The sequence below is a fragment of the Xanthomonas sp. WHRI 6108 genome, from assembly GCF_040202385.2.
GTDB lineage: Bacteria > Pseudomonadota > Gammaproteobacteria > Xanthomonadales > Xanthomonadaceae > Xanthomonas > Xanthomonas arboricola.
The window spans coordinates 2,533,722-2,545,528 of record NZ_CP168198.1 but is presented as its reverse complement, the minus strand read 5'-3'; the positions used below and the strand labels follow the sequence as shown (position 1 = coordinate 2,545,528).

Genomic DNA, 11,807 nt, shown 5'->3' with positions numbered 1-11,807 from the left:
CGACCGGCTCAGCCGTGCCGGCGTTGAGCGGCCGCGAAGGCTTCCAGTTGCTCGGGCGTGGCGTCTTTCTGGTGCTGCCGTTTCCAGTCGGCAAACGGCATACCGTAGACCGCTTCGCGTGCCTGCTCCTTGCTCATCGGCTGGCCGTGCGCTTCGGCGGCTTCGCGGTACCAGTCGCCCAGGCAGTTGCGGCAGAAGCCGGCCAGGATCATCAGATCGATGTTCTGCACATCCGGGCGCTGCTGGTTGAGATGCTGCAACAGACGGCGAAATGCGGCCGCTTCGATGGACGTGGTGATGGAATCGGGTGTCGAGGTGGTGTCGGTCATGACGGAATCGGGGACAATAGACGGCCTTCGACTCTACACCTGACGCCCCATGACCGTTTCCGCGCCAGCTGCCTCTGCTCCGGCCCGCCTTCTCGATGGTCGCCGCATCGCCGAGGAACTGCTCGACGGGCTGAAGCTGCGCGTGGATGCGCGCCTGGCCGCCGGCAAGACGCGCCCCGGGCTGGCGGTGGTGCTGGTCGGCGGGGATCCGGCTTCGTCGGTGTATGTGCGCAACAAGCGGCGTGCCGCGGAAAAGGTTGGCATCGAGGCCTTCGATTACGATTTGCCGCAGGGCACCAGCGAGGCCGAACTGGCGCGGCTGATCGACCAGCTCAATGCCGATCCCAAGATCCACGGCATCCTGATCCAGCTGCCGTTGCCGGGCATCCCCGATGCCAATCGCCTGATCCAGCGCATTGATCCGCGCAAGGACGTCGACGGCTTCCATCCGCAGAATGTCGGGCACCTGGCGCTGCGCGAATTCGGCCTGCGTCCGTGCACGCCGCGCGGCATTGTGACCTTGCTGGGGCACACCGATCAGCCGGTGCGTGGGCGCAACGCGACCATCGTGGGCGTGAGCAATCACGTCGGCCGGCCGATGGGTCTGGAGCTGCTGATCGCCGGTTGCACGGTCACCAGCTGCCACAAGTTCACCCCGCCCGAGGTGCTGGAAGCCAGCGTGCGCAATGCCGACATCCTGGTGGTGGCAGTCGGTCGCCCGGGCCTGATTCCGGGCGAATGGGTCAAGCCGGGCGCAGTGGTGATCGACGTCGGCATCAATCGGCTGGACGACGGCCGCCTGGTCGGCGATGTCGGTTTCGACGCAGCGGTGCAACGTGCGGCCTGGATCACGCCGGTGCCGGGTGGAGTCGGGCCGATGACGGTCGCCACGCTGATGCAGAACACGCTGGAAGCGGCCGACGCGGCTGGCTGAGGCGCGTGTAACGCTGCATTGCAGTCGCGTTGTGTCTTCGTGAAGGCTTTCAGGGTAAAATGCCGCGCTTCCCCAAACTCGGGTCCGCCGATGCTCCGCATCCAGGCTGAAGCTCTCACCTACGACGACGTTTCCCTCGTCCCCGCTCATTCGATCGTCCTGCCCAAGGACGTCAGCCTGGAAACCCGGCTGACCCGCGATCTGCGCCTGAAACTGCCGATTCTCTCGGCCGCGATGGACACAGTGACCGAGCACCGCCTGGCGGTGGCCATGGCCCAGCTGGGCGGCATCGGCATCATCCACAAGAATCTGACCCCTGCGCAGCAGGCGGGCGAAGTTGCCCGGGTCAAGAAATTCGAATCCGGCGTCATCACCGAGCCGTTCACGGTGAGCCCGGACACGACCATCGGCGAGGTGCTCAAGCTGACCCGCGCGCGCAACATCTCCGGCGTGCCGGTGGTGGATGGCAGCGAACTGGTCGGCATCGTCACCAGCCGCGACATGCGCTTCGAGAAGAAGCTCGACGATCCGGTCCGCCACATCATGACCAAGAAGGATCGCCTGATCACCGTGCGCGAAGGCGCCAGTGACGAGGAAGTGCTGGAGCTGCTGCACCGCAACCGCATCGAAAAGATCCTGGTGGTCAACGACAGCTTCGAGCTGCGCGGCCTGATCACGGTCAAGGACATCCAGAAGAAGACCGACAACCCCAACGCGGCCAAGGACGGGTCCACGCGCCTGCTGGTCGGCGCGGCGGTCGGCGTGGGCGGCGACACCGAACAGCGCATCGAACTGCTGGCTGCGGCCGGCGTGGACGTGGTCATCGTCGATACCGCGCACGGCCACTCGCAGGGCGTGATCGATCGCGTCGCCTGGGTCAAGAAGGCGTATCCGCAGCTGCAGGTGATCGGCGGCAACATCGTCACCGGCGATGCCGCGCTGGCACTGATGGACGCCGGTGCCGATGCGGTCAAGGTCGGCGTGGGCCCAGGGTCGATCTGCACCACGCGCGTGGTCGCCGGTGTCGGCGTGCCGCAGATCACCGCGGTGGACATGGTCGCCGAGGCGCTGCAGGACCGTATTCCGCTGATCGCCGATGGCGGCATCCGCTACTCGGGCGACATCGGCAAGGCGCTGGTCGCCGGCGCCTCCACGGTGATGGTCGGCGGCCTGTTCGCCGGCACCGAAGAAGCCCCGGGCGAGGTCGAGCTGTTCCAGGGCCGCAGCTACAAGAGCTACCGCGGCATGGGCAGCCTGGGCGCGATGGAGAAGGGGTCCAAGGACCGTTATTTCCAGGATTCCAGCGATGCCGACAAGCTGGTGCCGGAAGGCATCGAAGGGCGCGTGCCGTATCGCGGCCCGGTCGGTGGCATCGTCCATCAGCTGATCGGCGGCCTGCGCGCCACGATGGGCTACGTGGGCTGCGCGACCATCGAGGAAATGCGCACCAAGCCGAAGTTCGTCACCATCACCGGTGCCGGCCAGCGCGAAAGCCATGTCCACGACGTGCAGATCACCAAGGAACCGCCGAATTACCGCATGGGCTGATGCCTCCACGCGGGATAGGGGATTCGGGATTGGGGATTGGTATTAGCCCGCCGCATCTCCTTCGGCAGGGCGCATCGCCGCCATCCCGCTGTTGCCAATCTCCAATCCCGAATTCCCAATCCCGGCCCCAATGACCAACATCCACAGCGACAAGATCCTCATCCTCGATTTCGGCGCGCAGTACACCCAGTTGATTGCGCGGCGCATCCGCGAGATCGGGGTGTATTGCGAGATCTGGGCTTGGGATCATGACCCGGCGGAGATCGCCGGTTTCGGCGCCAAAGGCATCATCCTGTCCGGTGGTCCCGAGTCGACCACCTTGCCGGGTGCGCCGGTCGCGCCGCAGGAAGTGTTCGACAGCGGCTTGCCGGTGTTCGGCATCTGCTACGGCATGCAGACGCTGGCAGCGCAGCTGGGCGGCGCGACCGAGGCGGCGGACCAGCGCGAATTCGGGCATGCCGAAGTCGATGTGGTGGCCGCCGATGCCTTGTTCGCAGGGCTGACCGATCATGCCGGCGCATCGCGTCTCAATGTGTGGATGAGCCACGGCGACCACGTGTCGCAGGTGCCGCCGGGCTTCACCGTCACCGCGGTGACCGACCGCATCCCGGTGGCGGCGATGTCCAACGAGGACAAGCGCTGGTACGGCGTGCAGTTCCATCCCGAGGTCACCCACACGCTGCAGGGCCAGACCTTGCTGCGCCGCTTCGTGGTCGATGTCTGTGGCTGCCAGACGCTGTGGACGGCGGCCAACATCATCGACGACCAGATCGCGCGCGTGCGCGAGCAGGTGGGCGATGATGAAGTGATCCTGGGCCTGTCCGGTGGCGTCGATTCGTCGGTGGTCGCCGCGCTGTTGCACAAGGCGATCGGCGACAAGCTGACCTGCGTGTTCGTCGATACCGGCCTGCTGCGCTGGCAGGAAGGCGACCAGGTGATGGCGATGTTCGCCGAGCACATGGGCGTGAAGGTGATCCGCGTCAACGCGGCCGATCGTTACTTTGCCAAGCTCGAAGGCGTCAGCGACCCGGAAGCCAAGCGCAAGATCATCGGCAACCTGTTCGTGGATATCTTTGACGAGGAATCCAACAAGCTGGCCAATGCCAAGTGGCTGGCGCAGGGCACGATCTATCCGGACGTGATCGAGTCGGCCGGCAGCAAGACCGGCAAGGCACACGTGATCAAGAGTCACCACAACGTCGGTGGCCTGCCCGAGCACATGAAGCTGGGCCTGGTCGAGCCGTTGCGCGAATTGTTCAAGGACGAAGTGCGCCGCCTCGGTGTCGAACTCGGCCTGCCGCGCACGATGGTGTACCGTCATCCGTTCCCGGGCCCGGGTCTGGGCGTGCGCATCCTGGGCGAAGTGAAGCGCGAATACGCCGAATTGCTGGCCAAGGCCGATGCGATCTTCATCGACGAACTGCGCAAGGCCGATCTGTACGACAAGACCAGCCAGGCGTTTGCGGTGTTCCTGCCGGTCAAGTCGGTCGGTGTGGTCGGCGATGCACGCGCCTACGAATGGGTGATCGCACTGCGCGCGGTGGAGACCATCGACTTCATGACCGCGCACTGGGCGCACCTGCCGTACGATTTCCTCGGCACGGTGAGCAACCGCATCATCAACGAACTGCGCGGCGTCTCGCGCGTGGTCTACGACATCTCCGGCAAGCCGCCGGCGACGATCGAGTGGGAGTGACGGAGCGTCTTTCGGGGGCTATCGCCCGATATCGGTAGAAGTAACTTAACTTTTTGATTATAAAAGTATAAGTTGAGTTTTCTATCTGTGGCTATTGCCGACCAGCAGAACGGGTCGGCGACAGAACTGACGGTAAGCCCCCCGGAGGTCGGATCCAGACCTTCCTACTGTCGCGGCAGGCGATGGACATCTTCGTGGCCTTGCACATTTGCGCTGACAACGCGAGGTAGTGGGCATCGATGCCGTGGAACAGTGTCCTGTCCCCACTAGCCTCATCACCAAGCATCGCCTTGTAGCGCTCGAGTTGGAAGATGGGCCGCAGGAGTAGCAGGTTGCGCTGCTGACGTGACAGGTCAAGTAGTTCTGTGGCGCCATCCAATCACTCGCTGCTCTCGGAGGATGCCTGCGGCCAAGGCTCCGCCGGGACCATCTTGGGCGTTGCAAGGCCCTGTTCCGGGTTCGACGATAGCGCCTCCTGGTGTGGCATGGCTCCCCTCCTGAGAATGTCTACCTAATGCCCTGTCGAATGCACGGCCTGCTCCAAGCGCATTCGGCTGGAGGCCCGCAGCTGCTGGAGGCTCAGTCTCCGCGCCATTGCGTAATACACAGCTTCGTCTTTCGTTCCTTGTGCGATCACAGCACGGGCCAGCGAAGCCAGTTCCTGCAGGCTGATCTCGTCGACCGCTCGCACGCTGTCCTCGTCGGCAGGCGCTCGGAAAGGCGGCTCCGTTGCAGGATCAAGATGCTCGGGCCAGTAGAACGTGCCGACCTCTTCATCCGTCGTCCGATGGCGGGCCCGAGCAAGTTGGAACACGCGTTCGCGGATCCGCCCGCCTGTACGTACCCAGCCGTGGGCACGGGCGATGCGGCGAGCCAGCAGGGCGTCGAGCACGGGGCCTTCATGATCGATGACGTGGGCGATCATGGCCAGTAGGGTGTCGTTGTAATCGCCGTCGAAAAAGCGATCGGGATTAGCGCCGGCGACCGCTTCGGCCGGGTGGGTGACCCGATAGAGCGAGGCTTCGGGTGGCGTTGTTTCTGCGATACCGGCATGGGCTGGTGCTGCGGAGACCTGGCGAGCAAAGACTTCCTCGACTTGCTGCGATGGAGCTGTCGCCGGGACTTCTGGTGCGACCGGACCCGCATCCTGGATTGGGGCCGCCGTTTCCTCGTCTGGCTTCGTTACTGACGCCATAGCTTGCGCGATGGCCGCCTGCGCTAGGCGCTCGGCCTCAGCTTCGTGCTCGGCCTGTTCGGAGCGCCGCTTGCGCTGGGCCGTGAGCACGGCTTGCAGCCGGGCGTCCAGCCTGTCGAGCGTGCCGGCCGGATCAATCCACCAGTCGGTGGACCAGACCCGCACGATGTCCCATCCCAGGCCGCGCAGAACCTGCTCGCGCAGCTTGTCGCGGTCGCGCGCGGTGGCGCTGCGATGGTAGGTGGCGCCATCGCATTCCACACCGGCCAGGTAGCGTCCGGGGGCGTCGGGATCGACGATGCCGAGGTCGACGCGGAACGAGGAGGCGCCGATCTGTGGCTGGACCTGCCAGCCGCGCCGGGTCAGGGCGGTGGCCACGGCTTGTTCAAAGGGACTGTCGAAGCCCCCCAGGCTGCCTCTGTTCGCTTCCGCCAGCGCGCGAGCGCCGCGTTCGGCGAATTCCAAGAAGTGCTTGAGATCGCGCACGCCGATGGCTTGGGTTCGCGCCAAATCCATCTGCTCCGCGCGGACGCTGGCGAATACGCGCAGTTCGTGACGCGCGCGGGTGATAGCCACGTTGAGCCGGCGCTCGCCGCCTTGGCGGTTGAGTGGACCGAAGTTCATAGCCAGTTGGCCTGCGGGGTCCGGGCCGTAGGTGATGGAGAAATAGATGAGATCGCGTTCGTCGCCCTGCACGCTCTCCAGGTTCTTGACGAACAGCGGCTCCAGTTCGCTCTCGGCGAAATAGGGCTCTAGCCTTGGATCCTGGCGGCGTGCCTCGTCGAGCAGGTCCTCGATCAGTTTTTGCTGCTCCGCATTGAAGGTGACCACTCCAATCGTAAGCCCGATTTCGCGGAAACCGGGCGCCGTCAGGCGCGCCACCACGTCGGCGACCAGCGCCTTCGCTTCGGCCGGGTTGGTCCGCGCACCGCCTTTCTGGTAGGTGCCTGAGACCGGCTGCAGGCTGACCGCGCGATCGTTGGTGACGGGTGAGGGGAAGGTGACCAGTTCGCCGTCGTAGTAGGCATGATTGGAGAACGCAATCAGGCTTTCATGACGGGAGCGGTAGTGCCAGTTCAGATTCCGTGTCGGCAAGTTGGCGCCGATGCACTCGTCGAGGATGCTCTCCAGGTCGGCCTCGACGTCTTCGTCGTCCAGCCCGGATTCGGCGCGGTCGAAGAAAGAGGTGGGCGGCAACTGCTTGGGGTCGCCGACCATGACGACCTGGCGGCCGCGGGCGATGGCGCCGATCGCGTCCCAGACCGGGATCTGCGAAGCTTCGTCGAAGATCACCAGGTCGAACGCGTTGGCTCCGGCCTGGAGATACTGCGCGATGGACAGCGGACTCATCAGCAAGCAGGGCGTGAGCTTGGTCAGCGCCACGGGAATCTGAGCCATCAGTTCGCGCAAGGGCAGGTGCGCGCGCTTCTTGCCCATTTCGTGCCGTAGCAGCCCCCATTCGGAGTTGCGGCTGACGTTGTCCTGCGAGGGCAGGTCGGCGCACAGGCGGGCGCGCAGCCAGTCCCGGGTCATGGCGGTGAAGCGTTCGTCGAGTTCGCAGAAATCGCGGATGCGCTGTTCATGCTCGGCGCTGACGAAGCCGCGAATGACCGGCTCGTGATCGACCACGGCGTTGAGCCACCAGCGTGCGTAGTTGGTCTCGAAGCTTCGGCGTGCCTGGTCCGGGCCGACCTGGCCCTGCTCGATGGCCTGGACCAGGGTGGCCAGCCCGAGTGCGAGCGCCTCGTCGCGCGCCTGGCGCCATGCGCACCAGCTGCGCAGCCCGTGTTCGGCGCGCACGATGGACTGGCTTTGCTCGATCAGCCCGTCGAGTGATATGGACTGCCACTGCGCCTGGGCGGCCTCGGCAAAATGTCCGGTTGTCGCGAGTGCCTCGCGCCGGGGTAGTAGCTGTTCCCATTTCTCCACGTATCGAGCGCCGGCCAGCACGATTCGACCACCGGGCTCCAGCAGTGCATTGGCATCGCCCAATAGCGTATGCAGCGGTGCCTTGCAGGCAGAGATCTGTTCGGGCGTGGTGGCCAGGCGGGCCAGCACGGCAGCCAGATCCTCTCGGAGCTGGCAGGCCTGCTCGAGGTCATCCAGGTGGGTGGCGAGACCTTTCCACAGGCCTGCGGTGGACTCGCGCAAGTCGTCCAGGGCGGCCAGTGCTTGTTCCGTATCGGCCCGCTGGCGAAGCGTTTGGTGGTCACGTGTCAGCGTGGGGCCGCAAGCGCCTTCCTCAACCAAGTTGTGGGCATCCAACGCACCTAGCTGGGCATGGCTGCGCCAGTCGCTCAGGAAGTCGAGTGCGGCACGCATGCGGTCGACTGGTGTGGCGTGGCCTGCCCATAGGCCGTCGGTCGCCGTTTCCAGCGATGCCTGTGCCGCAATGTCTTGGTCGAGCTGGCGCAGTCGCCGTGCTCGTTGCAGATCGGCTTGCAGGGCGGCCCCGCATTGGCCGTTGGCGATGGCATCGAAGCCGTCGTCCTCCCAGGGCTGGCCTTCGCGTACGGCGGCCAGGGCGGTTTGCCAGCGCAGGGCCGTGCGTATCTTGTCCTCTTGTGTCTCCAGTCCTGCCCAGACGTCCGCACATTGCTGGCCTGGAGCGATGGCCTGGATCTGCTGGCGCAAGGCGCGGATGGCCTTCCAATGCTGCAGATCGTTGGCGACGTCGGGCTGCGCGCCGCCTGTGATAGCGCTGGACAGTTGTGCTGTGACCTTGCGTTTACCCAGCCAGGACTTGGGCCAGAACGTCTGCTCGGCCTGTTCCCACATTTGCTGCAACTGGGCGACGTCGAGCTGTTCGATCGCCTTGCCGTAGGGAGCCGATAGTGCCGAGTGGTGCTCGCCGAGTTGGGCCAGCAAGCCCAGCCCTTGGTTGAGCTGCACGGTGATGCGTATCGGCCAGGGCTCGCCGAGTTCTGCGCGAGTCTGCCGGTGCTCGGCGAGCAGGGCCAGCCCGTCGGCGCAGGCGGTTATGACAGAAGCGGGCCACGGCGTGGACAGCTGTATGTTCAGTTCCGCATGGCGGCGCACCAGTGCCGCGCCTTCCTGAAGGCGTTGGCTCAGGCTGCGTGCGTCGGGCCGCAGGACAAAGCGCCAATCATGTCCCGCCGCCACAGGCAGGCGTTGGGCCAGGAGCAGCAGCGCTTCGCAGGTTTCGGGCGTCAAGGTGGGCGAGGGCAGGCCGACGGCCTGGACAAACGCCTGGGCGGATTCGATCGTCGCCTGGGCGGCGGGAAGCACATCACGTGCAGTGGCGATTAGTTGCTGCTGCCAGGTGGGCGACCAGTCTCCCTGGCCGACCAGGGCCAAGGGGTGCTGCGCCAGCGCGGCATGGCCAATGGCCTGTGCGTTGACTTCCAGGCGGTCCACGGCACTGCGCAACTGTTCGATGCCAGCATGATCGTGCTGATCGGCCGAGGGCCAGGCCACGTGAAGTGTCGGGACGTCGTGTCCCGCGCTGACGGTGCCGATGGCACCGAACAGGCTCAAGCCGTTGCGGCGACGCTGGTGAAGGCGTTCCACATAGATGTTCAGCGCATCGCGCAGGCGCTTGAGTTTCTCAGCCTCGGCCCGCCATTGCTCGGCATCGGCCTGGCCAGTGCTGGACCAAGCCGATTGCAACTGCGTCAGCACGTCGAGCTTGCGGGCTTTGCTCGAGTGCAGTTCCAGGCAGAACTCGCCCAGGCCGATTTCACGCAGGCGCCGGTAGACGACATCCAGCGCCGCGATTTTCTCGGATACGAAGAGGACGCGTCGGCCCTGTGCCAGGGATTGGGCGATCAGGTTGGCGATGGTCTGGCTCTTGCCAGTCCCCGGTGGACCGATCAGGACGAAGTCCTTGCCCTGCGAGGCGGCCAGCACAGCTGACAACTGCGAGGAATCCGCCGGCAAGGGGCAGAACACCTGCCTGGGGTCGAAGTGCTGGTCCAGTTCGCGCACTTGCGGGAACGGAGCGCCCAGTGGATAGGCATCGCGCGGGGTGTCCAGCAGGTGGCGCACGACCGGGTTCTCGCGTAACTGTTCGCTGTGCTCGGCCAGGTCTTTCCACATCAGGTACTTGGCGAACGAGAACATGGACAACACCACGTCCTCGGTCACTTCCCAGCCCTTGATGTCCTTGATGGCGTGGCCGACAGCCTTCCATACCGCAGCGACGTCCAGGCCGGCATCGTCCCGCGGCAGTTCGCCTTCGAGCGTGCCCAGGCTCAGTTCGAAGTCCTGGCGCAGCATCTCGATCAAGGTCGGATTGAAGCGGGGCTCGTCGTCATGCAGGCTGAGCGTGAAGCCCGAGCGGGCGCTCTTGCGCTGCAGGCTGACCGGCACCAGGATCAAGGGCGCGCGGTAGCGCTGACCGTCACGGTCTTCGCGGGTCCAGGACAGGAAGCCCAGGGCGAGATAAAGCGTGTTGGCACCACCTTCCTGCAAAGTCGTGCGAGCGCTGCGAAACAAATCGACCAGGCGTGAATCGAGTTCGATCTCGGGAACGCCAACGAAAACCTCGCCTTTCTGCAGGGCTTCCAGCGCGTGCGCACGGCGCACGTTCTCGCGTTCGCGTGCTTCGTAGATGGTCTGATCGCGCGGATCGGCACCGTTCATCAGGTCCGGACGCGTGCGCAGCTTCAGGGACTGGCCGCTGGCCAGCAGGTCTTCCAGCGCGCCAGGGTCCGGTGCTTCCAGCTTGAGTGCTTTCTTGCCGGCCTTGAAGTTGAGCAGGTTGTTGCGAAGCGACAGATCCAGCAGCTTGCGTTGCCAGCGAAGCAGCCGGTCCTTGGGATCGAGCTGGCTGGCATCTTCCGCATTGGCCGGCGCGTTGTCAGGCAGGTCAGGCGCGTCTTCGATCTTTGGCACGGCGGGCGTGGACGGTGACCCTTCGGTGTCCGACGCCGTAGCAACTGCCGTCTCCGCACTGGCCAATGGCTTGATGCGCTGCAGCCGCGCCCGGCGGATGTCCACAGCCAGGCGGAATCCCGCATCCTGAGATTCATCAACCTGCTGGGCACCGCGTTCGGTGGCATAGCTGAAAGGGACAGTGGGGCGCTGGGTGATCAGGGTGGTCTCGAACAGCACCAGTTCCTTGAGCCTGAGGCGCTTGCGCAAAGCGGTCACGTCGTCGACGACCGTGTTGGAAAACTCCTCTGGTTGCAGCCAGACACCTGCAAAGGCATGGCCCTCTGTGAAGACCAACAGGGGGTTCAACCCTGCCTGCTCGAGTGCGGCGCAGAACAGCAACGTGAGGTCGAAACACGTCCCCAGCCCCGAGCTTTCGATCTGGCTGGGACTGCGCACCTTCTGGCCCGACTGCTCGAAGCTGGCCGGGGGCAGGGCATAGTCCAACTGCATGCCAGCCGTGGCCCCCCAGAGGGCCGAAGCCAGTTCCCAGGCGCGTTTGGCGCCGCCGGTGTAGCCATCCAGTGCGGGGTTGCGATCGTTCTGCCGCAACACCTCGGCGGTTCGCTTGAGCAGCCGATCCACGGCCGGATCGTTGGGTTGGACGAAGGCGGCGACCAAGTCCGGCAGATGCGAGATGCCGCCCCATTGGTTGCGTGGCAGCAGCTCCAGATGGCTGTCGCGCTGCGCGAGGGCCGGGATGGACGCATCCGCGCCCACGGAGCGCAAGGCCAGCGAGACCGTGGCCGTCTCGGCCTCGGTTAGCCGCGCCAGCAATCCGCCGTCCAGATTCAGGTCCAGGTCGCGGATCGGATAGCGGGAGCCCGCGGCCAGCGCGTCGATCCGCCAACGGCGCGGCTTCAGAAAGGGCGGATCGGACGTCAGGACCAACTCGACCTGCTCATGCTTCTGATCGGTCTCGTTGACCAGCCAGAGATCCCGCAACAGTGGGACCGCATTTTGAAAGTCCGCCAAGTTCAATTTGGCGATCAGGGTAACGTCGATTTTCAATTCGGCAGCGGTGGCCGAATCTTCCAGTTGTGTCTCGTCCATGGAATCCCCTGCAGTGCCCTGTCATAACGCGCATTACGCCCCGTTACGCCCTGCCAGGATATTAGCGCCAGTTGGCAAAGATATCGGCTAGATAAGAGCCATCGCAGCGAAATAGGGACGACGGCTTGCCAAATCTGCCTTCTTGCAGGTGGTGAT

At 65.0% G+C, this 11,807-nt stretch carries 5 protein-coding genes; 3 read left to right on the top strand and 2 right to left on the bottom strand.

Annotated features, from left to right (window positions below; genetic code table 11):
• Nucleotides 1–8 precede the first annotated feature (8 nt).
• A complete protein-coding gene (locus ABQ039_RS10645; protein ID WP_046342931.1) occupies nucleotides 9–329 on the bottom strand; it encodes a DUF1244 domain-containing protein in 321 nt (106 codons plus the stop codon).
• Nucleotides 330–378: 49 nt separating this feature from the next.
• Between ABQ039_RS10645 and folD the strand changes: the two genes are divergently transcribed.
• The 3 genes from folD (at nucleotide 379) to guaA (ending at nucleotide 4,507) form a co-directional block, all read left to right on the top strand.
• Entirely contained in the window at nucleotides 379–1,263 is an 885-nt protein-coding gene (gene folD, locus ABQ039_RS10640; protein WP_039521785.1) for a bifunctional methylenetetrahydrofolate dehydrogenase/methenyltetrahydrofolate cyclohydrolase FolD, read from the top strand.
• 90 nt (nucleotides 1,264–1,353) lie between these two features.
• Nucleotides 1,354–2,811 (top strand): IMP dehydrogenase, encoded by a 1,458-nt coding sequence (gene guaB, locus ABQ039_RS10635; protein WP_016903541.1) that lies wholly within the window; start codon nucleotides 1,354–1,356, stop codon nucleotides 2,809–2,811.
• Between the two features lie 130 nt (nucleotides 2,812–2,941).
• Nucleotides 2,942–4,507 carry a glutamine-hydrolyzing GMP synthase gene (gene guaA / locus ABQ039_RS10630; RefSeq protein ID WP_039521782.1) on the top strand — a complete coding sequence of 522 codons (1,566 nt, stop codon included), beginning with the start codon at nucleotides 2,942–2,944 and terminating at the stop codon, nucleotides 4,505–4,507.
• 511 nt (nucleotides 4,508–5,018) lie between these two features.
• Here guaA and ABQ039_RS10625 read toward each other — a convergent pair.
• Nucleotides 5,019–11,651: a DUF3320 domain-containing protein gene (locus ABQ039_RS10625; protein WP_184609428.1), complete on the bottom strand. Its 6,633-nt coding sequence runs from the start codon at nucleotides 11,649–11,651 to the stop codon at nucleotides 5,019–5,021.
• Nucleotides 11,652–11,807 lie beyond the last annotated feature (156 nt).